The sequence below is a fragment of the Pseudomonas alloputida genome, assembly GCF_021283545.2.
GTDB lineage: Bacteria > Pseudomonadota > Gammaproteobacteria > Pseudomonadales > Pseudomonadaceae > Aquipseudomonas > Aquipseudomonas alloputida.
On record NZ_CP128540.1, the window covers coordinates 2,110,674 to 2,135,096 of the forward strand.

Sequence of the window (24,423 nt, forward strand, 5' to 3'; positions counted from 1 at the left end):
AAACCTCGCGAATTCGTTGAACTCAGTGGTGCTGTGACACGGTTGGCTATTGCTGCAAAATGCCGTTCAGCGACTCCAGCACCTCGGTTGTGATCAGGTGCAGGCGGTAGCTGTAAATCCCGTAGGCCACCGCCATGGCGATGGCGGAGATGACCAACGGGCTCCACCACGGCCATATCCGGCTCATGCGGAAGTTTCTGGGGGCGACGTTGGTGTAGGGGTCGCAGACTTCTTCGGGGGTGGGGCCGCGCAGTTCGCGGATGATCCCGTGCAGTTGGTGAATCAGTGCGTTGAGTGTTTCTTCGCCTTTCGGCGCGAGCGCATACTTGCCCTTCAGCCCAAGGCACAGGGCGAAGTACATGAACTCCAGTACGTCCTGATAACGCTTGGGCTCCTGCATCAGGCGGGTAATCACGGTGAAGATTTTTTCCCCACCCCAGGTCTCGTCGTGGAAGATGCTGAGCAGCGGCTCGTGGCTCCAGCAACTGCTTTTGCCCCAGGGCCGCTCCATCACCGCTTCATCGATGTACAGGCACAGGCCGTAGGAGTACGCCAGCAACTGAGCGGGCTCATAGCCGTGCTGGCGTATTTCTTCCCGGATGCTGTCGATCTGAATACGCACTTGCTGATGCACATCTTTGATGTTGGGCAGTTCATCGAGCGTGCGCAGGCGCATTACCAGCCCGAACAAGGGTGCCGCAGCATCCAGCATGAGATTGGCGCAGCCACCCCTGAGCTGAAACTCCGGGTCCGCGGGGTAGCCCTGATAGGCAGGTTCCGGCTTCTGCTCCTGTGCAGATGCAGTGGAAGCTGCAGCTGCAGCTGCGGGTGCGTCGTTGGGCAACGACTTCTCAAGCATCGACTGCAAATCCGTTTCCGCAACGTGCTTCGCGTCGTTGAGGGTAGGGTTACTGTTTTCCATATCATTCACCCCTGATCGCCCAGAACTGCAGTTCAAGCCCTGGGAACTCACCTGCAACGTGGAAGCCGAAGCCGTTGGCCGTCTTCATGCAGGCCCAGGCGGGGTCACGGCGGTCCAGTTCGAAGTAGCTGAAGCCCGCATGGAAGGGCAGGTCGCGTGGTGCAACCGGCAGGGGCAGCAGCGGGATGCCCGGCAGTTGCAAAGGCACCAGGTCATTCAAGGATTCGAGTGAGGTGACCTTGGCTTTCTGGATGAACATCTGGCGCAACGTCTGCGGCGGCAGGTCGGCGCGCACGGCGATGATGAAATCGGCTTCGTCAATCAGGCGCCGGTCTTCCAGCGTGGTCGTCATCACACCAAAGTCCAGGGTCTCCAGCGGCAGTGACACGGCGCGGGGTTGCAGGACCGTGCTCAGGGCTCGACGGAGCGTATCCTCCAGGGGCTTGAACGAGGTACGCAGTGCGGTGTGGTGGTAGGCCGGGTATTCCTGCGGCAGCCGGTTCTCGTCGGTGAAGGTGACGAATTCGCCACACGCCTGGCTCATGGACAGGTACAACTGCTCGGGGTGTGTTTGTCCTTGCCGGGCCAGGTGGTTGAAGCACGGCCACCAGCGGTTCATGGCCTGCAGCAGGTTGAAGTCGCGGATGTCGGCGATACCCGACTGGCCCGAAGCGCCAATGCGGGCGGCAAGATTGCGCGCACGCTCGCGCAGGGTGTTGGTGATTTCTTCAAGAAACCGCTGAAGGGCCGGCACTGCCCGCACCGAAACGCTGGTGGGGTAGAACGTTTCATCCAACTGCAGGCTACCGTCAGGGCGCCGCTCCAGGATACGAGCCACGGCCAGGCGGGTGTAGGCACTGCTGTCATCGGCTTTGCGTTTGAGCTGCAGGTTGGGCACGGCCAGGTCGACCTGCACCAGGTCACCGTCGGCGCTGTGGGTATCCTTGATCTCCTCTGCCTGAGCGTTGTAGCGGAAGTTGGCGGCATTGTCGGGCCAGCTGACTTCACGGCCCCCCTCGGTACGCAGCGGCAAGCACAGGAATATCTCGCTGTCTTTCGAACCGTCGTCCTCGATTTCCAGGGGCGGCGGCGGCGGCAGATCGGCAGGAATATCGAACACCGTGCCATCGGGCATGATGCCGCGCGCCTTGGTGATGGCGACCTTGCCCAGGCTCAGGTATTCGGTGCTTAGCTGCAGTTCGCTGAAGCCGTAGAAGGCCGCGTTGAGGCTGCCAAGGCGTTGATGCAAGGCCGCTTCACTGGCCCGCGCAGCTTGTTGGAAATGTTGTGGTTTGACGAACAGGCCTTCGGGCCACAGAACGGGGTTACGTGAACTCATGAGCGCTCCGTGTCAGCGTGAGTAAGGGGGATAGGGTGCAGAGGCGCTGTCATTCCTCCTCCTTGAGCAGGATCTGCGCGTCATTGACCAGCACTGAGAGAATGATCTGGTGGCCGCGTGGCGGAATCCGCAACACTTGCTGCCAGGTCGCGTTCTCCTGGTTTCTGTAGTCGCCGATCACCGCGACGAAGCGGGTCTCGGGCTCGATGGGCTCAAACGGTATGAACTTGAACTGGCCTGGGTTCAGCAGGTAATCGTCATCGCGGATGTAGGTACTGCGCAGTGCCTTGGCGGGGTCATCGTCCAGCAGTTGGTACACGCTGTTGCGCAGCAGCGAGTCATCGCGCAGTTGCAGGATCTTGATGGCAATCGGTGTGGCGACAGGCCCGCTGGCTTCGGCCTTGCTGCTCGGCAGCGTGAGCACCACCGTGGGGTCGTCATAGCTGCCGGGCGAGCTTTCTTCCATCGGGGAGCGAACCCATTCGCTTTGGTCCTCTTCGCCGGTTTCCACGCGGGACATCGCGGGGAATTGCGCTTGCAGGTACTCAAGCAAGGTCCCGACTTTGTCGGTCAGTGCGTGCGGATCGCCGGCGCTCAAGGTGACTGCGTAGGGGCTGGGTTCCAGGATGCTCTCAGGGATGGCCGCCACGTCGACACTGTTCGGGTTGCTGTTGAGCGTTGGGCTGACGTTGATGCTGAACGCGACTTGGGTTGGGTTGTCCTTGGGCGGCCCGATTGGTAACGAGTGGTCCAGCGCCACCTTGGTGGCTCTGCTCAAGGACGTGCAACCTGGCAGTCCGACCAGCACGACCAGCAGAGGCGCAATCCAGACGGCCAGGCGGCTCATGACCGCCCCCGGAAGCGGACAACGGGACTGATTTGGCCATCGTGGTCATCGACGAAGCTGGTCCAGCCCAGGTAGGCGCCTTGGCTGCGGTGCAGGTAGAACGGCGACAGTGCGTTTTGTTTCAGGCGCAGCTCCAGGTCATACGCCAGGCCATCGCGCAGCAGAAAATCAATCAAGGCGCGCAAGCGTCCGAAGTTGATGCCGCTGGGCAGCAAGTCATGCAGCTGCGCCTGGTCGAGTTCGCTGATGAGGATGGTGAATTTGCTGCTGCGGGTGCGGGTGCGGCTGCCGACCATGAACGTGCTGCCAAGCTCGCCGTTGCTGCGCCCGAGGCTTACAAGCTGTTTGCTGTTGGTGGTGACCGTGCGCGTCTCGAATTCGCGGATCTGCACGTGCGTCAGATCGAAGCAGTGGGCGATGATGCCGGCGACGGTCCCCGGTGCGCGGCCGCGGCTGGCGATAACACCGGCAAAGCTGAGCAGGCGGCTCCAGGGCAGTGTCGTGTCGCCGCGCAGCTGTTTGTCGTTCAGCCCGAGCAGGGCGAACATGTACTGGGAGAACCCGTCCCGCGCACCGGGTTGAAAACGGATGTAATAGCGGTACTTGCGCCAGATCCGGTGCAGCAGGCTGAGCAGGTAATGGTTGAAGAAGTCGAAGAAGGCCGGCCGCACGCCTACACCCTGGGCATGTTCATAGGCCACCTGTTCCAGGTAATAGGTGGGCAAGGGCGAGTCGGTACCGTGCAGCCCCATGAACGTGGTGCACACGCGATAGCGCTCATCCTCCCCGGGCATCCGCTCGGCCTTGTACACATCAGAGACGGGAAAGGTCAGGCGCGGGTCGCTGGCCAGCCGCACGCGCAGCCGGGTGGCCTCATCCGCCCAACGCGGTTCCAGGTCGTCGCCGTGCAGGCCATGCAACCGCTCCAGCAACTGGAAGAAGTTGTACTGGTGCGCGTTGGCGAGCAGCTTGTCGGCTAGATCAGCGGTTGCTTGCCGGTCTGGATGGGCCATGTGTAGTGCTCGTTGTTGGTGGTGTTGATCACTTCCAGTTGATGGAAGGAATTGATGCTGGCGTACAGGGCGAAGAAGTGCGCGAGCACGCAGCCGAACAGGTAGAGGTCGCCTTCGCAGAGGAAGGCCGCCTGGTCCAGCTTCAGTTGGGTGTGCAGGCCTCGTATGGGTTGCCCCTTGATCAGCCAGTCCATGGGCTGCGTGTGGAGTTCGCGGATACCGTCGAGGCGTTTGCCGGTGGTGCGCGCTTGCTGGATGTCGTGCAACGCCGCGAAGTCGTAGGTGCGAATCACCGCCTTGAGCGGCTCGACCGACAACAGCGACAGGTAGTTGAGCGACATGTTGGAGATCAACGCCCACTGCAACTGGCCATCCAGCACGGGCCGGTAGGGGCGGGTGGGGGCGCAGATGTTGGTATAGGTCGCCAGGGGCGGCGTGACTTCGGTGAGGACGTTGATGTCATCCACGCCCAGCGCCAGCGGCAAGTCCCTGTTGGTGCAGGTCAGGTCGATGGATGCAGTTTCAAGCTCGCCTATGTAGCTGTTGGCATCGGCGCGCACGAAGGCGATGCGGTGGGTCACGCCATCGCCGCGCAGGGACGCTTCAAGTTGGCAGCGGTAGTACAGCGCCGTGCGGCCTTGGACATGCTCGATTTCGTGGGCGAACGATTCGAAAGGGCGAAAAGTCCGCAGGTGCTCACCGGTACTTCCGTCAGTGGTTGTTCGGGTGCTGATGACTTCATCGACACTGAAGATTTCGTAAGCGGACTGCGCCTCGCTTCTGGGCTTCAGCTCGACCTGGGCAGCCTCGCTGGCCAGGTCGATGGGCTCGGCACTGTGCTTGAACAGGTTGACAGCCGGGGTGCAGAACAGGCTGAAATCTTCTGTGCCAACGCGAAGGGTGTCTGGCAGTTGACGCGTGAAATGGAACTCGATGCCCACCTGTGGGCAGGCTTGTGCCGGCCACAGCTTTTCCAGGCCGGTAATGCTGAAGAAGTGGAAGCGCTTCGGGAACACGAAGTATTCCTGCAGAATACGGTAGCCATCGAACACGTTCTGCGGGTAGGGCAGCAAGGCCTCCTCAGGGCTGAAACCTGGGAACCCGATGCTGTTGGCCGGTAGCCGGCGCACCTCGCCGTTCATGATCACGCTGACGTGTTTGAGGTATTGAGAAATCCATAGATAAAGCGTCAGAGCGGTGCGGTTGTCGCCGCTGAGGTGGAAATCCAGACGGGCGCAGCCCAACGTATTCAGGGGCCGTTCGACCAAGGTTTGCAGGCCGATGCGAACCACAGAGCTGTCGAGTGTCTGGGTTGCGCTGACGGCGCTGATTTCAAACGGATGAAGGCTCACTCCCGTGCAGGTACGAAACTCGCAGGGCACGGCGTCCACGGGTTTCGAGAACAACCTTGCACCTTTGGGAATGTGCTGTGACTGGCTGAGCGATTGTTTGCGTGGCGAGAATCGGATAATCGTGGCGCTGGGCAATGGGCGCAGGTAGTTGGGCCACAGTATCTGCAGCATGGGGTGGGTGAGTTCTGGCAGGTCATCTTCCAGCTTCAGCCGAAGCTTGGCCGTTAGAAACGCAAAGGCTTCCATCAACCGCTCGACATCGGGGTCGCTGCCCGCCTTGCCTAGCAGCCGGGCAAGCTGGGGGTTGTCCTTGGCGAAGTCGTTTCCCAACTCGTGCAGGTAACGCAGTTCTTCGCTGAATCTGTCCTTCAGTGACATGGGTCACCTCACTCGGGTGTAGCGGTTGTGTCCGTTTACCAGCAGCTCAAGCTGCAACTGCTCTGCCTGGTTGTTGACCTGCACCTGGCAGTCGAGCCTGAAATGCAGTTCCAACGGGGCGTGACAATCCGGTACCGCTTTGAGCGCGCGCACGTGGATGCGCGGTTCAAAGCGCTGGAGGGTACGGCGGATATCGGCGCTCACTTGCTGCAGCAGGTCGCCGCTGCTGACGTCATGCCCGTTGAAGTCGCGCAGGCCCAGCTCGGGGCTGCTCTGGGAGCAACCTTGGCGAGCGTTCAGCAACGTTTCGAGGTGGCACTTGATGGCCGCGAACTTGTGCGAAGCGCTTTCCTGGCGAGACGCCTCCCGGATGGCGGACGGGTCCGCCATCAAGCGATCGAAGAAACCACTCATTGCGTGTCGAGCCGGCCTACCAGGGAAATTTCGAAGTTCGCGCCCATGTACTTGAAGTGCGGGCGCACGGCGAGCGAGACCTGGTACCAGCCCGGATCACCCGCCACGTCCGAGACCTCGACCCTGGCAGCACGCAGCGGCCGACGGCTGCGCACATCGGCCGAAGGGTTTTCCTGGTCGGCGACGTATTGCTTGATCTATTTGTTGAGTTCGGACTCAAGGTCCCGTCGCTCCTTCCAGCTGCCGATCTGCTCGCGCTGCAGCACCTTGATGTAGTGGGCCAGGCGATTGACGATGAACAGGTAGGGCAGTTGGGTGCCGAGCTTGTAGTTGGTCTGTGCCTGCAGGCCTTCGGGTGTCTTGGGGAAGTTTTTCGGCTTCTGCACCGAGTTGGCTGAGAAGAACGCGGCGTTGTCGCTGTCCTTGCGCATGGTCAGGGCGATAAAGCCCTCTTCGGCCAGCTCGAACTCCTTGCGGTCGGAAATCAGTACCTCGGTAGGGATCTTGGCCTGCAGCTGGCCCAGCGATTCGTACAGATGCACCGGCAGGCCTTCGACGGCACCTCCCGATTGCGGGCCGATGATGTTGGGGCACCAGCGGTAGCGGGCAAAGCTGTCGTTAATGCAGCTGGCCAACAGGAAGGCTGAGCTGCCCCACAGGTAATTGTCGTGCCGACCGTTGATGTTCTCATCGTAATTGAAGCTGCTGATCGGCTGGTCCTGGTGATGGTAGGCGGAGCGCAGCATGAAGCGCGGCCCGGTCAGCGCGATGTGGCGGGCATCTTCGCTCTCGCGGAACGCGCGCCACTTGGCATGCCGTGGGCCGGCGAAGATGTCTTTGATTTCTTTCAGGTTGGGTAGCGCTTCGAAGCTGCTCAGGTTGAAAAACTCTGGGGAGGGTGCCGCAATGAAGGGCGCATGCGACATGGCACCGACTGACGCTATGTAGCTCAACAGTTTGATATCAGGCGAAGAGGGGCCGAAGTTGTAGTTGCCAACCATTGCCGCGACCGGCTCGCCACCGAACTGGCCGTAGCCGGCGGTATAGACGTGTTTATAAATACCACTGCAGGTAATGTCGGCGGCGTTCTCGAAGTCATCGAGCAGGTCTTCCTTGCTGACGTGCAAGACTTCGAGCTTGATGTTCTCGCGAAAGTCCGTACGGTCGACCAGAAGTTTGAGGCTTCGCCACGCGGATTCAAGTTGCTGGAACGCGGGTTCATGCAGAATGGCATCCATCTGCTTGCTGAGGACCCGATCCAGCTCGGCAATCATCTGGTCGACGCGGTGTTTGTTGATCAATTGATCTGGGTCATTGTTTTTTAGAATTTCGGCAATGAAGGCGGATACACCCTGCCTGGCCACTTGGTAACCCTCTTGTGTGGGAACCAACTTGGTCTCTGCCATGATCTGGTCGAGCAAGGTGGCATTGCTCAGTGTTTCGGCCTGTGTTTCAACAGTGACAGTTGTGCTTGGCTTTGGCATGGGGACGCTCCGTTGTCTCAGTCTGCTTTTGGCGCTTCAAGCACCAGGTCGAGTTCTTGCGCGAGTTGCTTGCGGGCATGCGCGTCGTTCAGAAGCTGCTGCAGCTGTTTGCGGAAGGTGGGCACGTTGCCCAGCGGGCCTTTCAGGGCAACCAGCGCTTCACGCAACTGCAGCAGCTTGTTCAGCTCGGGCACCTGGCGTGCGATGCGATCTGGGCCGAAGTCCTGGATGGACTTGAATTGCAGGTTGACTGCCAGCTCTGCATTCGGAGTTGCGTCAAGCGCGGAGGGCACCGACATGGCCAGGCTCACATCGGCGTCATTCAACACGTTGTTGAAGGTGTGTTTATCGATGCGCATGACCTGGCGGTCTTCGAGGGAGCGGCTGTCATCGAGGCCGAAGTCGCCCAGCACCATCATCTTGTGCGGCAGCTCTACCTCGGCCTGCTCGTCACCGGTGGCGGGCACATATTTGATGTTGATGCGTTCTTTGGGTGCAACGGAATCGGAGCGTTTAGTCATGGTTATATATCTTTTTTAGTGTGGGTTTTATATGTAGGACGCTTCCTACAAGTAAGCTTGCGCGTTAAACGTTTAATAAGCATGATTCTTGGGATTTGAGTTATTCGTTGCGTAAAAACCATGCGCTGGATAATCGTTGAGCGTCGAGTTCAAATATGTAACAAAATAAATTATTGAATAGAATTGAGTTTATGTACTAGCCTCTTTTCCGCTGTTGCGAGGGCTGGGTTAACGCAGGGGCATGTGTACGATTGAGTGGGAGAGTTAAGGTGAGATGATTATTCGTTATACAGGTGGCGTGGGACTTTCATTACTTTTCTTGTTAATGCCTGCCTTGACCCGTGCATCGCCGGACTGCCCACGGATCGTGTCCAATATCGAGCGCCTGGCGTGTTTCGATCAGGCGGCGGGTACGCCGGGATTCACGCCGCAGCGACAGTGGTCAGCGCAGGAGCTGGAGGCACCCACGGTGCGTCGCGTATTGATCCATGAGACGGGGCGGGCGCCCGAGGACTTGAGGTTTCGCCTCCGCTCTGAAGAAGGCGGGCTCCTGATCTCTGCACCTGCGATTGCTTCAGTTGCACCGCACCCCTACCTGATCATCAGCTGCGTGCAGAACATCTCGAGGTTGCAACTGGTCACCGCCCAACCCGTCGATGCCAGCCGAGTGCAGGTGCGGTTGAGAGGGGAGCGGGGCGCTACTGTACCCACACCGTGGCAAGTGATGGAAAACGGCCAAGTGCTCGACGCCGGCAGAGGCCTGCCGGGTATCGAGCAGATCAAGCAATTGATCGGGGCCCATCGCATTCACGTAGAGAGCGACAACCCTGCCGTTGATGGACTCGTTTTTGACGCTCAGGGGCTGGACCCGCTTATCGACGAGGCTCGCAAGACATGTCGCTGGTAGCTGATGTCGAGGCGCAAGAAATCACACGGTTGCTCGCACCCATCGATGCCCAGGTGCCGGCGGGGCTGTTCGATGGGGAAGACGAAACCTACCAGGCCATTGACCAGGAGATGGTCAAGCTGGGTGGGCTGCAGGAAGCGTCTATCGACTGGGACTACATCGAGGAGGCCTCTGCTCAGTACCTGGAGCGACAGTGCAAGCATCTGCGGATCGTCGCGCACTTGAGCGTTGCGTGGCTGCGCAGTGGCTGTTGGGAGCGCTGGGGGTTCACCTTGGCGTTGCTGGGCGGAATGATCGACAACTATTGGGAAACCGCTCATCCAACGCCTGGCCCGAAAGGCTTCCTGACCAAGCGCAAGATCGTTGGCCTGTTGTTCAATCGCTTGATCGATGCGCTGCCGCGCCTTGATCGTTTCACGTACACCCCGGCTCACGCCGCAGCGGCGAAGGGTGCATTGGCCCGTTTGCTACGTCAGCAGGAAGCCGCCCAGCTTGCCCCGGCTGTTCTGGTTGAGCTGGAGCGCCTGTTGCACAAACACACGGCGCTTGCCAACGGTATTGGCGAGCGCGATGCGCCCAAGGCTCCGGTGGAGAGCCCGCAACCTGCGCCGCTGGCGGATGTCATCGCCACGCCGAAACCCTGCTTGTCGGGCGGTAACGAGCGCGAGACGCGCCGAGCCATCTTGAGCATGGCCGAGCTGATCAATCAGCAGGACCCTTACGACCCGACCGGCTATCAACTGCGGCGCTTCGGTCTGTGGGCCCACATTCAGGCCGCACCGCAAACCCGGCAGTGCAACCGTACAGAGTTGATGGCAGTGCCGCGGGATATTGCCAGCGACTATGAGGAGGCCATCGCCGGCACTGTAATCGACGCAGCGTTGCTCCAGCGGGTCGAAAAAAGTGTGTCGGCTTCGCCCTTCTGGATTCGCGGCAGCTTTCTTGCCGCAACCGCCGCGTCGCGGCTGGCGATGGGCGAAGTGGCTGAGGCCATCCGTGCGGCGACCGCTCGTTTCGTGCTGCGCATGCCAGCGCTGCAGCAGCTGTGCTTCAGCGACGGTCGGGTGTTTGTCGACGACCAATGCCTGGCCTGGCTCAAAGGGGCAGACGGGCAATCCGAGCAAGCCGAAGCTTCCCAAGAGTTCACCAGCCTTCGCGAAGAACTGGTCAGCCAGCTGGAAAGCGGCGGCGTAGAACCGGTGTTGCTAAGGCTGCAGGGGATGCAGGCAGATTTTCGAGCCCCTCGCGAGCGCTGCCATACCACCCTCATCGCAGCGGACCTGTTGGCCGCACGAGGCGTGTCCTGGTTAGCCCAGGACCTGTGCGCCGGGGTAGCGCGCACGATGCAGCAAACCACCGCCAGCGACTGGGAGCCCGAGGTATTCCAGCGGCTTCAACAATACGCGTCCTCCCACGTGCTGGCCGATCGGAACAAGGAGCAGGAGCCTCGATGAATCAACTCTGGAAGTACCTCAAACGTTGGGGCTGGCCGCTGATGACCCGTATCGGTCTGGCAATGCCGCTGCTACTTGGGCTTGGCGCTGTGCTGATGCTGGTCGCCATCTGGTGGCTCGGCCCGCAATGGACGTGGCGCGATCAGCAGCCGTTGGCCAGTGTGGCGCATCGTAGTATGGCCAGCCTGGTGTTCGTGTTGGTGGCGCTGTTGAGCTGGCTGGTTGTCTTGAGAACGCGCTTTCGTCGCTTGCAAGCAGAACGTCAGCAGGCGATGGCTGCCGAGGTGGATCCGACGCAACCGTTCGTTCATGCACAAGAGAAGGCGTTGAGCCAAGGGCTCGCACGCTACCTGGACAATGCCGGTGGGCGTCGCGCGCTGTACCGATTGCCGTGGTACCTCGTGCTGGGCGCCAGGCAGGCCGGCAAGAGCAGCTTTATTGACTGCACCGATCAAAGTTTCTCGTTGACCCGCATCGACAAGGCGCAGGCACGGGGCCGGCCAGCGCAGGCGCTCGCCTACCCCGTGGGGTGGTGGATCAGCAATGATGCGGTGATCATCGACCCGCCCGGTGCCTTTATCAGCCAGAACGGCCCCGCAGATTCGCTGGGCAGTGACTCCACTGACGTTGAGTCTTCGGTACCGTCTGGAACCCAAGCCAAACTGTGGCAGCATCTGTTGGATTGGCTGCAGCGCAATCGAAGCCAGAGAGCCCTCAACGGCCTGGTGCTGGTTGTCGACCTGCCTGCGCTACTGCACGGTACCGTCGAGCAACGCACGGCCCTTGCCCACCTGCTGCGCACACGTCTTTACGAGGTGAGCAGCCAGTTGGGCTCGCGCTTGCCGCTGTATGTCGTGTTGAGCAAGTTCGATCTGCTGGACGGCTTCGACCAATTCTACAGCAAGCTTTCGGCCGCCAAGCGCAATAGCCTGTTTGGATTCACGTTCAAGCTGGATGCTGTCGACACCTTCGACGCTTGGCTGGGCGAGTATGGCGAACACTACGATCGGTTGCTGGAGCAGCTGTTCGAGCAGGTGATCGATCGTCTGGACGTGCAGGGTAGCCCTGCGTTGCGTTCACGTCTCTACTCACTGCATAGGCAGTTGCTCGGGTTGCGTCCAATGCTGTTGAGTTTTCTGCGCGAGACCTTGGCAAGTGACCGTTTCACCACCCCGGCGCTGGTGCGCGGTGTGTATTGGTCGTCAGTCGTACAGCACGGTGACGTGCGCAACGCCTTTGTCCGTGAGGCGGCGCAGCCTTACAAGACCAGCCTCCCGTTGCTTGAGGGCAAGCCGCAGGCCAAGGCGTTGGCCTACTTCATTCAACAGGCCTTTGGGCGGGTCATCTACAAAGAGGCCGGCCTTGCCGGCGATAACGTCAGGGTGGCTCGGCGCAAGCGCCAACTGCTGTGGGTGGGTTCTTCTGTAGGCGTTCTGGCCTTCTGCGTCGCCATCGCCAGCTGGCATCGTTACTTCGACATCAATGGCGTCAAGGCCGCCAGCGTGCTGGCCAAGAGCCGGGAGTACAGCCATCACGAAGTGGATCAGCGTCTGGACCCGACCGGGCGCAACTTGCTGGAGCCGCTGGACCAGATCCGCGATGCGGTAGCAGTGTTTGGCGACTACCGCGCTGCGTGGCCGGGTGTTGCTGATCTGGGGCTGTACCAGGGCCGTACCATCGGGCCGACCGTGGATGAGGCGTACCTCAGCTTGTTGTCCAGGCGCTTCTTGCCTGCGTTGGCCAGCGGCGTGATCGAGGCCATGGATGCGGCGCCCCCCGGCAGCGAGCAGCAAATGGCCGCGCTCCGGGTTTACCGGATGCTTGAGGATCGCCGGAACCGTCGAGCGGAATGGGTCGAGGACTGGATGGCGCGACAGTGGCAACAGGCGTTCCCCGGCCAGGGGCAGCTGCAACGAGACCTCATGCGGCACCTGAAGTATGCGCTGACCTACGCGGATACCGACCTGCCGCAGTATCGCCAGCGTGTCAGCCACGTGCAGCAGACATTGCGTAAGGTGCCGTTGCCACAACGCGTGTATGCGGGCCTGAAGCAGCAGGCCCAGGAGCAGTTGCATACCGGTCTGGACCTGCGTCATCAGGTGGGGCCTGCGTTCGATGTCGTTTACCAGCTGTCTTCCGGCTCGAGCCAGGGCGACAATGGTGTTTTGCTGGCGCCAATGCTCACTGCCAAAGGCTTCAAGGAGTACTTTGAACCGCGTAGTCAGCGCTTTACGGAAATGGCCATGATCGACCAGTGGGCACTGGGGGAACGTGCTCAACTGGATTACTCCGATGCCGACCAGGCTGCGCTGAACGAGCGCCTGCGCAACCTGTACAGCGCCGACTACATCGACAGCTGGCGCCGCGCCTTGAACGCATTCTCCGTGGCGGATTTTCGAGACCTGGATCATGGCGTCACGATCCTTGAACAGTTGGCCGGGCCAGCGGCGCCGTTGCACCGATTGCTGGAGACGGTTCGCGACAACAGTTCGCTGTTATCACCGGTTAATGTTGGCGTGGCGGATGAGGCCCCTTCGCCCGTTTCGATCAACAGCAAGCCTGAGCAACAACAGGCGCTGGTCATTCAGCGGGCGTTTGCAGGCTTGAGCGCCATGTTGCACGCTGCAGGCGAAAAACCGAGCTACTACGATGAAACCCACGCAGCCATAGTCGCCGTCCACGACTATGCCAAGGCGGTACAGGGTAGCCCAGACCGAGGCAAGGCTGCGCTGCACGCAGTGCATCAACGCTTTTCAATGACCGGGCACGACCCCATCGGCACCTTGCAACGCGTTGCCACTGGCTTGCCGGAGCCAATCAATCACCACGTTAGAAAGGTGGCACATCAAACGGCACAGGTGCTGAACGTTGAAGCGCTGCGCGAGTTGGAGCGGCGATGGGATGCTGAAGTCTACAGCTTCTTCCAGCAGCGCCTGGCAGAGCGCTACCCTTTCGTAGTCAGGGCACCCGACGCTTCGCTGGAAGACTTTGAAGCGTTCTTCGGGCCGAATGGGCGACTGCAGCAGTTCCAGGATCAATATCTGAAGCTTTTCCTCAAGGACAATCTGGAAGCCTTGCAGAATGGTTTGCAGGGGCGATCCCTGATCCGTACCGATGTGATCGAGCAGCTGGAACGGGCCGATCGCATCCGCGAAACGTTCTTTGATCAGCGCGGTAACCTCAGCGTGCAGTTCAGTATCGAGCCGTTGGGGCTTAGTGCAAATCAACGCACCAGCCTGCTGGATCTGGATGGCCAGCTGATTTCCTACACCCACGGCCCAAGCCAGATCACCGGTATTGTCTGGCCCAATACCTTGGGGCAACACGTGCGCAGCAACCTGACCCTGCTCAGGCAGAACGGCAATAGCAGCAGCCTGGAGTATCGAGGGCCTTGGTCGATGTTTCGCCTGCTGAGCCGCGGTGCGCTCAATGGGCGTACGGCAACCAGCGTGGACCTGAGCTTCAAAACAGGTGATGGTGTGATGCGCTACCGGCTGAACGCGGAAAAGGCCTTCAATCCTATTACTCAACAACCGTTCAAAGGTTTTCGGTTGCCCCGAGGGTTGTTGCAACAGCCAGTCAGGGTGGCGTTGGCCGAACAGGCGGATGTGCCTGTCATGTAGGCAGGAGGCGGTGCAAAACGAAGAGCGAGCCCAGGCACGGCATGTCTGTACCCAAGCTATCGAGCAACTGAAGTCGGGCATGCGCACGGTGCATGCTCAGCGGCAGGGACGTACAGGCATGCTGAAGCGCTGATCAAGCCCAGAACCCAACCAGCACCAACGCCGCCACGCCCAGCCCGACCGCAACCGAGCAGCCGCCCAGCGACAGCGCCGCCCGGCCTTGCCGATACCAGCCGTCATGGCCCAATTGCCGTGCCGGCGCCAGCAGGCTGCGCCACCGCAGTTCCGTATCGTGAAACGCCTGCAAGTTCGCCGTATCGGCATCCAGCCAGCGGCGGAAGTCGATACGCTCGCACGCCGTCACCTGCGGGCTCTGCAAGCGCACATACCATTGCCCGGCCACGCTCGTCAGCACATCCCGGCGCGAGCGGCCAGCCTGCAGTGCCTGGCCCATGTTGCGCTCGATACTCGCCAGTGGCAGGTCAAGGCGCACAGCGATGCTGGCGAAGTCCAGCTGATCGAGGCGGTTAAGCAGGAATACTTGCTGTACGCGCCGTGGTAGCCGCCTCAGTGCATGCAGCAGGGCATCGTCGGCATCATGCTCGGCAGCAGGAGTGGGGTGCTCAAGGGGCAGCAGCAGACGGGTCATGGACAGCTCCTTGCTCTATAAAGGGGAGGAGGGGGCATCTTCCTTGATGCGGAAACAGCGTAGTCGAAACGATATTGATTCTCAAGTGCTGATTCCGCAAAGTTTTGTAACGAGCGTTCACGCCCTGAAACACCTTTGCTATCATGCGCGCCATCACGATCTTCATTAGCCTGAAGAGCCAAAAAAAAGACCCGGCAAAAAAGCCGGGTCAAAAACCGTGATTAGCCTGATGAGGAGATAATCTGAGAGCGACCTAAGCTTTCAGGTTATCCAGCGGATCTCGCGATCAGCTGAGTGCAATAATAATCGTTATCATTTGGCAGTCAAATGAATTTTCGCTAATCCGGTAAAAAAGTTTTACCGGCGCGCTTCCTTGTCCCGGCAATCGGGGCTTTTGCCGTTACGCGGCCATCACGTACTCTCCCTCCTTTCTTGTCTATAAACCCGGTCACTCGGTGTGTTTGTGCTCCAGCAGTGCGCGAGCCATGTCCATCATGTGCATCAACGCGAACGTCAGTTCGCGCTGGCTGCCGTGCTGGTGGGTGGCGGTTTCCTGGGCGGTGGCCGCAGCGCAGCGCAGCAGGGCGATGGCGTGTTCCTTGGCCTGTTCGCCGGTTACGCCTTCGTGCAGGGTCCAGATCCTGTTGTCCAGGGTGGGCCGCGGTGGGTTGGGGTTGAGGTAATAGTCGAGCGCGCGGCGGGCGGCTTCGCTGTCGAGATCTGTTTCGTCGTTTTTCGGTAGTTTCATCCTGATACCTGCCGGAGCCAGTAGGGAAGGGGTCAGGTCGATGGTAATACCTACAGTATTTTTATTCTTCCCGATAAATAATACTGAATGTTTATTGAGCGCTTGAAGGCAGTCCGTATCGTGCCAGCGATGAATATGGATAAATGGATTGCCCTCGTCCGTGACCGGATGGAGGAGCTAGGGCTCACTCAAGAGCAGCTTGCCGAGCGCGTTGGTGTGTCTCAAGGCAGTGTCGGTCATTGGGTGAACAAGCGGCGTCAGCCGAAAATCGAATCGATGAACCGCACGTTCGTCGAGCTTGGAATGCCTCATTACAACGTCAGCCTGCAGCTGCGTATCCAGGGGCAGGTTGGCGAGGAGCGTAGTGTTTACGAGATAGCAGACGATGATGAACTCGACCTCATGCGGTACATCGTTTGCTTCCGTTACCCGGTGCTGGGTTGGAGTGAGTTAGAGGCTGCGACGGCTGTAGAGCCTGCTGTTTTCGAGCAGACTGACTACCTGGCACAGGGCAAGGCGTTCTGGCTAACCGTGGAAAACGATGCCATGAGCGCTGTCAGTGGCCGCAGTGTGCCGCAGGGCATGCGAATGCTGGTGGACCCAGGTGTAGAGGCTGAGGCGGGGCGTTTGGTTATCGCTCGTCAGCCGGGCAAGCCGGCGATTTTCCGCGAGCTGGCCGAGGAAGGTGGGCAGCGTTATCTGAAGGCATTGAACAGTAACTACCCGGCGCTGTTGTGCGAAGAGGGTTGCGAATTTCTTGGGGTGGTCGTGCGGGTGCATGGGGCTTTTTGAAAGGGTTTGAGTAGTGGCGGCAACGGTGAACGGCGGGTGGAAGTTGGCCAGCAGGGCCGGCCCTTTCGCGGGTAAACCCGCTCCTACACGCGGCCTGCGCCTAATCACCAACATGTGTCCACCCCCGATCGGATGTAGGAGCGGGTTTACCCGCGAATACGGTAGCGGCGGCAACGGTGAGCGACGGGTAGAGATTGGCCAGCAGGCCCGGCCCTTTCGCGGGTAAACCCGCTCCTACGGGCTGTTGCAGGGGCGGCCTTGTGTTGCGTTAGGGCCGCAAAGCGGCCCTCCGGCACCGTTATTCCACCAGTTCGACCAGCACAGTCCCTTCGCTGACCATATCCCCCTCCAGGCAAAACAGCGCCTTCACCGTGCCGGCATGCGGCGCACGAATGCTGTGCTCCATCTTCATGGCCTCCAGTACCAACAGCGCAGTACCGGCTTCCACCACCTGGCCAGGTTCGACCAGCACCCGCACGATACTGCCGTTCATGGGCGCACCCAGCCCACCCTGATGGCTGTGGCTGGCTTCGGCCTCGGCAATCGGGTCGAAAGCTTCGATGGCATGCATTTCGCCCTCCCAGTGCAGGTACAGCGTGCCACCGCGACGGATTGCCAGATGCTGGCGACGCACGCCGTTCTGGTCATGCACCAACTGCTCACCTTGCAGCTGCCAGGTAGAAGCAGCGCTGCGTTCCAGGGCCACTGCCTGATCTTGCCCAGCGCTCACCAGATGCAAGCTGCTGCGTGCCGGTAGGCCCAAGCGCAGGCCATTACTCCCGCTCCACGGCGAATGGCGATCGTCTTCGCGCTGATGCCCCGCCTGGCCCTGCAGCCAGGCTTCGGCTGCCGCCTCCCAAAAGGCAGCCGGCAGCGCACGTGGCGCCGGCAGCAGCACATCCTGGTGGCGGGGAATGAAGCCAGTATCCAACTCCGCTGCAGCAAATGCCGGGTGGGCGAGAATGCGCCGCAGGAAGGCAATGTTGGTTTTCAGCCCGCCAATGGCGAACTCATCGAGCATGGCCAGCAAGCGCAAACGCGCCTGCTCGCGGTCTTCGCCCCAGGCGATCAGCTTGCCCAGCATCGGGTCGTAGAACGGCGACACCACATCGCCTTCGCTGACCCCACTGTCCACCCGCCGGCCTTCGCCAGGTGCCGATTCACGGTACAGCGCTAATTTGCCGGTCGCGGGTAAAAAATCGTTGGCCGGGTCTTCGGCATACAGGCGTACTTCGATGGCATGGCCGATCAGCGGTACCTGTTCCTGTGTGATCGGCAGGGCTTCGCCGCAGGCCACGCGAATTTGCCAGGCAACAAGGTCCAGGCCGGTTATGGCCTCGGTGACCGGGTGTTCCACTTGCAGGCGAGTGTTCATCTCCATGAAGAAGAATTCGCCGCGGGCATCAAGCAGAAACTCCACCGTGCCGGCACCCACGTAACCGATAGCCTGGGCGGCACGCACCGCCGCTTCGCCCATGGCCCGGCGCAGTTCGGGCGACAGGCCGGGGGCAGGGGCCTCTTCCACCACCTTCTGATGGCGGCGCTGAATGGAACAGTCGCGTTCGTTGAGGTACAGGCAGTTGCCGTGCTGATCGGCGAACACCTGAATCTCCACGTGGCGTGGCTTGAGCACGTACTTTTCCACCAGCATGCGCGCATCGCCGAACGACGACTGTGCCTCACGCTGGGCCGAGGCCAGGGCGTCGGCCAGTTGGCTTTCTTCCTCGACCACTTTCATGCCCTTGCCACCGCCTCCCGCGCTGGCCTTGAGCAGCACCGGGTAGCCGATGCGTTCGGCCGCAGCGCGGAAGGTGTCCAGGTCCTGGGCCTCGCCGTGGTAGCCCGGCACCAACGGCACGCCGGCCGCTTCCATCAGCGCCTTGGCTGCCGATTTGCTGCCCATGGCGTCGATGGCGCTGGCCGGTGGGCCGAGGAAGATCAGCCCGGCCTGCTCGATGGCGCGGGCGAAACCTGCGTTCTCAGACAGAAAGCCATAACCTGGGTGAATGGCCTGGGCGCCGCTGGCCTTGGCTGCGGCCAGCAGCTTGTCGACCAGCAGGTAGCTTTCGGCAGCCTTGGTGCCGCCCAGGTCGACGCGGATGTCGGCTTCGCGGCTGTGACGGGCGTCACGGTCGGTGGCGCTGTGCACGGCGACAGTGGTCAGGCCCATGGCCTTGGCGGTGCGCATCACCCGGCAGGCGATTTCGCCGCGGTTGGCGACCAGCAGGGTGGTCAAAGCGGGGCGGCTCATGGGCGCGGCTCCTTCTTGTCAACGGTTTGCCAGGCAGGGCGGCGTTTTTCCAGGAAAGCGCGCAGGCCCTCCTGGCCTTCGGCGCTGACGCGGATACGGGCGATGGTGTTTTCGCAGTAACGGCGCAGGGCCGGGCTGAGTTCGCCGTCGTCCACTTCGCGCAGCAAGTCCTTGGTGGCGCGCAATGCTTGCGGGCTGTTCTGCAGCAGGTTGCTTACCCAGGCTTCGACGTGGTCGTCCAGTTCGCTGGCCGGGTACACCTCGGCCAGCAGGCCCAGCTCGCGTGCGCGCACGCCAGTGAAACGCTCGGCGGTGAGGGCGTAGCGGCGCGCGGCGCGTTCGCCAATGGCCTTGACCACGAACGGGCTGATGACCGCCGGGGCCAGGCCGATGCGTACTTCCGACAGGCACAGTTGGGCGTCTTCGGCGCCGATGGCCATGTCGCAGCAGCTGATCAGGCCCAGCGCGCCGCCAAAGGCTGCACCTTGCACCACGGCCAGGGTCGGGGCCTTGAGGCGATGCAGGGCGTACATCAGCTCGCCCAGTTCGTGGGCATCATCCAGGTTGGTGTTGAAGTCCAGTTGCGCCGACTGCTGCATCCAGGCCAGGTCGGCACCGGCGCTGAAGTGCCGGCCACGGCCGCGCAGCAGCACAAAGCGCAGGCTGGCGTCTTCGGCCAACTGGTCGATGGCCACGATCAGCTCGCGGATCATCTGCGCATTGAAGGCGTTGTTCTTGTCCTCACGGCTTAACCACAGGGTGGCGAAGCCGCGCGGGTCGCGGATCACTTCGAGGGTGCTGAAATCGCTCATGGGTCACATCCGGAAAATGCCGAAGCGGCTCTGTTCGATCGGCGCGTTCAGCGCGGCAGACAACGCCAGCCCGAGGACGTCGCGGGTCTGTGCCGGGTCGATGACGCCGTCGTCCCACAGGCGGGCGCTGGAATAATAGGGGTGGCCCTGACGCTCGTACTGGTCGAGGATCGGTTGCTTGAGCCTGGCTTCGTCTTCGGCACTGAATGGCTGGCCGCTGCGTTCGCTCTGCTCGCGCTTGACCTGGGCCAGCACGCCGGCGGCCTGTTCGGCGCCCATCACGCCAATCCGCGCGTTGGGCCACATCCACAGGAAGCGCGGGTCGTAGGCGCGGCCGCACATGCCGTAGTTGCCGGCGCCAAAGCTGCCGCCGATGATCACCGTGAACTTCGGCACCTGGGCGCAGGCAACGGCGGTGACCAGCTTGGCACCGTGCTTGGCGATGCCGCCTTCTTCGTATTTCTTGCCGACCATGAAACCGGTGATGTTCTGCAGGAACAGCAAAGGGATGCCGCGCTGGCAGGCCAGTTCGATGAAGTGCGCGCCTTTTTGCGCGGCTTCGGCGAACAGGATGCCGTTGTTGGCCAGGATCGCCACCGGGTAGCCGTGCAGGTGGGCGAAGCCGCACACCAGGGTGGTGCCGAACAGCGCCTTGAATTCATCGAACACCGAGCCATCGACCAGGCGGGCGATCACCTCGCGCACGTCGAACGGTTGCTTGGCATCGGCCGGAACCACGCCGTACAGCTCATCGGCCGCATAAAGCGGTGCCACTGGTGCCAACCGCTGCAGCTTGCCGAGCTTGTGCCAGTTGAGGTTGGCCACACTGCGTCGCGCGATGGCCAGGGCGTGTTCGTCGTTGTCGGCATAATGGTCGGCGACGCCGCTGGTGCGGCAATGCACATCGGCGCCGCCGAGGTCTTCGGCGCTCACCACTTCGCCGGTGGCGGCTTTCACCAGCGGCGGGCCGGCGAGGAAGATGGTCGCCTGCTGGCGCACCATGATCGCTTCGTCGGCCATGGCCGGCACGTACGCGCCGCCAGCGGTGCACGAGCCCATCACCACGGCGATCTGCGGGATGCCTTGCGCGCTCATGTTGGCCTGGTTGAAGAAAATGCGCCCGAAATGCTCGCGGTCGGGGAACACTTCGTCCTGGCGGGGCAAGTTGGCGCCGCCGGAGTCCACCAGATAGATGCACGGCAGGCGGTTCTGCAGGGCGATGGTTTGTGCACGCAGGTGCTTCTTCACCGTCAGCGGGTAGTACGAACCGCCTTTTACCGTGGCGTCGTTGGCCACGATCATGCATTCCACGCCTTCCACGCGGCCGATGCCGGCAATCACGCCCGCCGCTGGCACGTCTTCGCCGTACACCTCATGGGCGGCCAGCTGGCCGATCTCGAGGAACGGCGAGCCCGGGTCCAGCAGGCGGTCGATACGCTCGCGCGGCAGCAGTTTGCCACGCGAGGTATGCCGTTCCTGGGCCTTGGGCCCGCCGCCCTGGGCAACCTGGGCGAGCAGGCCGCGCAGGGCCTGGACCTGTTCGAGCATGGCCGCGCTGTTGACGGCAAATTCTGCCGAACGCGGGTTGATCTGGGTGTGCAAGGTAGCCATGTGCGCCCGTCCCTTATGTTCAGCGGGTTTCGTTGAACAGTTCGCGGCCGATCAGCATCCGGCGGATTTCACTGGTGCCGGCACCGATTTCGTACAGCTTGGCGTCGCGCAACAGGCGGCCAGCCGGGAATTCGTTGATATAGCCGTTGCCGCCAAGAATCTGGATCGCCTCCAGGGCCATTTGCGTGGCACGCTCGGCGGTGTACAGGATCACGCCGGCAGCGTCCTTGCGGGTGGTTTCGCCACGGTCGCACGCCTGAGCCACGGCATACAGGTAGGCGCGGCTGGCATTGAGCTGGGTGTACATGTCGGCAATCTTGCCCTGGATCAGCTGGAACTCGCCGATGCTCTGGCCGAATTGCTTGCGGTCGTGGATATACGGCACCACCAGGTCCATGCAGCTTTGCATGATGCCGGTCGGGCCGCCGGACAGCACCACACGTTCGTAGTCCAGGCCGCTCATAAGGACGCGCACGCCGCCGTTGAGCTGGCCCAGAATGTTCTCTGCCGGCACTTCCACGCCATCGAAGAACAACTCGCAGGTGTTGGACCCGCGCATGCCCAGCTTGTCGAACTTGTTGCTGCGGCTGAAGCCTTTCCAGTCGCGCTCGACGATGAACGCGGTGATGCCGTGCGCACCCTTGTCCAGGTCGGTCTTGGCGTAAATCACGTAGGTGTTGGCGTCGGGACCGTTGGTGATCCAGGTCTTGCTGCCGTTGAGCACGTAGTGATCGCCGCGTTTTTCTGCGCGCAGCTTCATCGACACCACGTCGGAACCGGCATTGGGCTCGCTCATGGCCAAGGCGCCGATGTGCTCGCCGCTGATCAGCTTGGGCAGGTACTTGAGCTTCTGCTCGTGGGTGCCGTTGCGGTTGATCTGGTTGACGCACAGGTTGGAATGGGCGCCGTAGGACAGCGCCACCGAGGCGGAGCCACGGCTGATCTCTTCCATCGACACCACATGGGCCAGGTAGCCCAGGCCAGCGCCGCCGTACTCTTCCGGTACGGTGATGCCCAGCAGGCCCATGTCACCGAACTTGCGCCACATGTCGGCGGGGAACAGGTTGTCGTGGTCGATCTGCGCGGCCCTTGGGGCCAGTTCAGCGGCGACGAAGGTGCGCACCTGGTCGCGGAGCATGTCGATGGTCTCGCCCAGGGCGAAGTTCAGGGAGGGGTAATGCATGCTGGGGCACCTTCTTGTTCTTGAAATTGGGTTACACCATAGCTTGGGATCCGGCCCCGCCCCCTGTGGGAGCGGGCATGCCCGCGAATACGTCAGCAGGGTCACCGTCATTACCTGATTGGTCGCATTCGCGGGCAAGCCCGCTCCCACAGAGGGCGGCGTGGCGCCTCAAGTGGGTGTCGTTCATCACCTTTACGTTAACGTAAACCTGCATGAGGGTCACTGTCAATCCACTCGTCACCTTTACGTAAACGTAAATCTGCGCCAGAGTATTCCCGCTTGCTTCAGCCGTGCCCAAAACAACCACAAGAAGGGACACCCATGAGTCAACCGAGCTATACCCGCGGTCGCCAGGACCGACCCTTGCTGACCCAGACCATCGGCCAGGCCTTCGATGCCACCGTGGCCCGCTGTTGCGACAGCGAGGCCCTGGTGTCCCGCCACCAGGGCCTGCGTTACAGCTGGCGGCAGTTGGCCGAACAGGTCGAAATATACGCCCGCGCCCTGATCGCACTGGGCGTGAACACCGGCGACCGTGTTGGCATCTGGTCGCCCAACTGCGCCCAGTGGTGCATCTTGCAGCTGGCCAGTGCCAAGGTCGGTGCCATTCTGGTCAACATCAACCCGGCCTACCGTGTGGGCGAACTGGAATACGTGTTGCGCCAGTCCGGCTGCCGCTGGCTGGTCTGCGCTGAAGCCTTCAAGACGTCTGATTACCACACCATGGTGCAGGAGCTGGTGCCTGAACTGGCCAGTGCCGCGCCTGGTGAGCTGGCCAGTGAATGCCTGCCCGAGTTGCGTGGCGTCATCAGCCTGGCCGCCAACCCGCCTGCCGGCTTCCTGCCCTGGCACGCATTTGCCGAGCGGGCAGGGCAGACGTCTGTCGAGGCCTGCACAGCCCGTCAGCAAAGCCTGCAATTCGACCAGCCGGTAAACATCCAGTACACCTCCGGCACCACCGGTGCACCCAAAGGTGCCACGCTCAGTCACTACAACATCCTCAACAACGGTTTCATGGTGGGTGAAAGCCTTGGCCTGACGGCCCGCGACCGTATGGTGATCCCGGTGCCGCTGTACCATTGCTTCGGCATGGTCATGGCAAACCTCGGCTGCATCACCCACGGCAGCACCATGATCTACCCCAACGATGCTTTCGACGCCGAACTTACCTTGCGCGCCGTGGCCGAGGAGCGCGCCACCATCCTCTACGGCGTACCGACCATGTTCATCGCCATGCTCGACCACCCGTCCCGTGCCCACATGGACCTGTCGACCCTGCGCAGCGGCATCATGGCCGGCGCTACCTGCCCGATCGAGGTGATGCGCCGGGTCATCGACCAGATGCACATGGCAGAAGTGCAGATCGCCTACGGCATGACCGAAACCAGCCCCGTGTCGCTGCAGACCGGCCCGGACGACGATCTGGAGCTGCGCGTGACCACCGTCGGCCGCACCCAGCCGCAGCTGGAGAACAAGCTGGTGGACGCCGATGGCTGCATCGTCCCTCGCGGAGAGATTGGCGAACTGTGCACCCGCGGCTACAGCGTGATGCTTGGCTACTGGGACAACCCCCAGGCCACGGCGGATGCCATCGACCCGGCCGGCTGGATGCATTCGGGTGACCTGGCGGTGATGGACGAGCAGGGCTGTGTGCGCATCGTCGGGCGCAACAAGGACATGATCATTCGCGGCGGCGAGAACATTTACCCGCGTGAGCTGGAGGAGTTTTTCTACACCCACCCGGCGGTGGCCGATGCGCAGGTGATCGGCATTCCGTGCAGCCGCTATGGCGAAGAGATCGTCGCCTGGATCAAGCTGCACCCGGGGCACAGCGCCACGGTCGAGGAGCTGCAGGGCTGGTGCAAGGCACGCATCGCACACTTCAAGGTGCCGCGGTATATACGTTTTGTCGACGAGTACCCGATGACCGTGACCGGCAAGGTGCAGAAGTTCCGCATGCGTGAGATCAGTGTGGCGGAGATTGCGGCTGCATCTGCGGGTTGATGTGCTGGCGCGGCCGGCCTCTTCGCGGGTAAACCCGCTCCTACCAGGGGCAGCGCCGCATTCAAGGCCGGCACGGTCCCTGGTAGGAGCGGGTTTACCCGCGAAGAGGCCGGCCCGAT

General features: G+C 61.6%; 18 protein-coding genes and 1 pseudogene. 5 read left to right on the forward strand and 14 right to left on the reverse strand.

The genetic code is table 11. From position 1 onward, the window contains the following. Positions 1-46: 46 nt before the first annotated feature. The 8 genes and pseudogenes from icmH to tssB form a co-directional block, all read right to left on the reverse strand. Positions 47-922: a type IVB secretion system protein IcmH/DotU gene (gene icmH / locus LU682_RS09660; protein WP_051122586.1), complete on the reverse strand. Its 876-nt coding sequence runs from the start codon at positions 920-922 to the stop codon at positions 47-49. Position 923: 1 nt separating this feature from the next. Further along, entirely contained in the window at positions 924-2,261 is a 1,338-nt protein-coding gene (gene tssK / locus LU682_RS09665) for a type VI secretion system baseplate subunit TssK (protein WP_003251351.1), read from the reverse strand. 49 nt (positions 2,262-2,310) lie between these two features. After that, the gene (gene tssJ / locus LU682_RS09670) at positions 2,311-3,108 is read right to left on the reverse strand and encodes a type VI secretion system lipoprotein TssJ (protein WP_010954870.1); all 798 of its coding nucleotides are present in this window, start codon (positions 3,106-3,108) and stop codon (positions 2,311-2,313) included. Continuing rightward, the gene (tssG, locus tag LU682_RS09675) at positions 3,105-4,121 is read right to left on the reverse strand and encodes a type VI secretion system baseplate subunit TssG (RefSeq protein WP_010954869.1); all 1,017 of its coding nucleotides are present in this window, start codon (positions 4,119-4,121) and stop codon (positions 3,105-3,107) included. The genes tssJ and tssG overlap by 4 nt, the downstream gene beginning before the upstream one ends. Then, entirely contained in the window at positions 4,085-5,851 is a 1,767-nt protein-coding gene (tssF, locus tag LU682_RS09680) for a type VI secretion system baseplate subunit TssF (RefSeq protein WP_010954868.1), read from the reverse strand. Before tssF ends, tssG begins: the two co-directional genes overlap by 37 nt. A 3-nt stretch (positions 5,852-5,854) precedes the next feature. Beyond that, the gene (tssE, locus tag LU682_RS09685; protein WP_010954867.1) at positions 5,855-6,265 is read right to left on the reverse strand and encodes a type VI secretion system baseplate subunit TssE; all 411 of its coding nucleotides are present in this window, start codon (positions 6,263-6,265) and stop codon (positions 5,855-5,857) included. Beyond that, positions 6,262-7,749, reverse strand: a pseudogene (gene tssC / locus LU682_RS09690) (type VI secretion system contractile sheath large subunit). The gene tssE and the pseudogene tssC overlap by 4 nt, the downstream one beginning before the upstream one ends. Before the next feature lie 17 nt (positions 7,750-7,766). Next, positions 7,767-8,270 (reverse strand): type VI secretion system contractile sheath small subunit, encoded by a 504-nt coding sequence (gene tssB, locus LU682_RS09695; protein WP_010954866.1) that lies wholly within the window; start codon positions 8,268-8,270, stop codon positions 7,767-7,769. A gap of 274 nt (positions 8,271-8,544) precedes the next feature. Here tssB and vasI point away from each other — a divergent pair, with 274 nt between their 5' ends. From vasI to tssM, 3 genes are read left to right on the forward strand one after another with little or no spacing between them, the layout of a single operon-like run. Continuing rightward, the gene (gene vasI / locus LU682_RS09700) at positions 8,545-9,177 is read left to right on the forward strand and encodes a type VI secretion system-associated protein VasI (RefSeq protein ID WP_010954865.1); all 633 of its coding nucleotides are present in this window, start codon (positions 8,545-8,547) and stop codon (positions 9,175-9,177) included. Beyond that, positions 9,165-10,631 (forward strand): type VI secretion system protein TssA, encoded by a 1,467-nt coding sequence (tssA, locus tag LU682_RS09705; RefSeq protein ID WP_010954864.1) that lies wholly within the window; start codon positions 9,165-9,167, stop codon positions 10,629-10,631. Before vasI ends, tssA begins: the two co-directional genes overlap by 13 nt. Next, a complete protein-coding gene (gene tssM, locus LU682_RS09710; RefSeq protein ID WP_010954863.1) occupies positions 10,628-14,254 on the forward strand; it encodes a type VI secretion system membrane subunit TssM in 3,627 nt (1,208 codons plus the stop codon). Before tssA ends, tssM begins: the two co-directional genes overlap by 4 nt. 133 nt (positions 14,255-14,387) lie before the next feature. On the opposite strand, the gene LU682_RS09715 is transcribed toward tssM, so the two are convergent. Beyond that, positions 14,388-14,903: a DUF4880 domain-containing protein gene (locus LU682_RS09715; RefSeq protein WP_010954862.1), complete on the reverse strand. Its 516-nt coding sequence runs from the start codon at positions 14,901-14,903 to the stop codon at positions 14,388-14,390. Positions 14,904-15,351: 448 nt separating this feature from the next. Then, a complete protein-coding gene (locus LU682_RS09720) occupies positions 15,352-15,651 on the reverse strand; it encodes a DUF6124 family protein (protein ID WP_010954861.1) in 300 nt (99 codons plus the stop codon). 87 nt (positions 15,652-15,738) lie between these two features. Between LU682_RS09720 and LU682_RS09725 the strand changes: the two genes are divergently transcribed. Further along, entirely contained in the window at positions 15,739-16,443 is a 705-nt protein-coding gene (locus tag LU682_RS09725; protein ID WP_010954860.1) for a LexA family transcriptional regulator, read from the forward strand. 298 nt (positions 16,444-16,741) lie between these two features. Here LU682_RS09725 and LU682_RS09730 read toward each other — a convergent pair whose 3' ends face one another. From LU682_RS09730 to LU682_RS09745, 4 genes are read right to left on the reverse strand one after another with little or no spacing between them, the layout of a single operon-like run. Continuing rightward, entirely contained in the window at positions 16,742-18,694 is a 1,953-nt protein-coding gene (locus tag LU682_RS09730) for an acetyl/propionyl/methylcrotonyl-CoA carboxylase subunit alpha (protein WP_010954859.1), read from the reverse strand. Then, a complete protein-coding gene (locus LU682_RS09735; RefSeq protein ID WP_003251320.1) occupies positions 18,691-19,506 on the reverse strand; it encodes a gamma-carboxygeranoyl-CoA hydratase in 816 nt (271 codons plus the stop codon). The genes LU682_RS09730 and LU682_RS09735 overlap by 4 nt, the downstream gene beginning before the upstream one ends. Before the next feature lie 3 nt (positions 19,507-19,509). Further along, complete coding sequence (locus LU682_RS09740) at positions 19,510-21,117, reverse strand: propionyl-CoA carboxylase (protein WP_010954858.1); 1,608 nt, start codon at positions 21,115-21,117, stop codon at positions 19,510-19,512. A 19-nt stretch (positions 21,118-21,136) separates the two neighbouring features. Continuing rightward, complete coding sequence (locus tag LU682_RS09745) at positions 21,137-22,300, reverse strand: isovaleryl-CoA dehydrogenase (protein ID WP_003251317.1); 1,164 nt, start codon at positions 22,298-22,300, stop codon at positions 21,137-21,139. Between the two features lie 321 nt (positions 22,301-22,621). Here LU682_RS09745 and LU682_RS09750 point away from each other — a divergent pair, with 321 nt between their 5' ends. Continuing rightward, positions 22,622-24,304: an AMP-binding protein gene (locus tag LU682_RS09750; protein WP_232914911.1), complete on the forward strand. Its 1,683-nt coding sequence runs from the start codon at positions 22,622-22,624 to the stop codon at positions 24,302-24,304. Positions 24,305-24,423 lie beyond the last annotated feature (119 nt).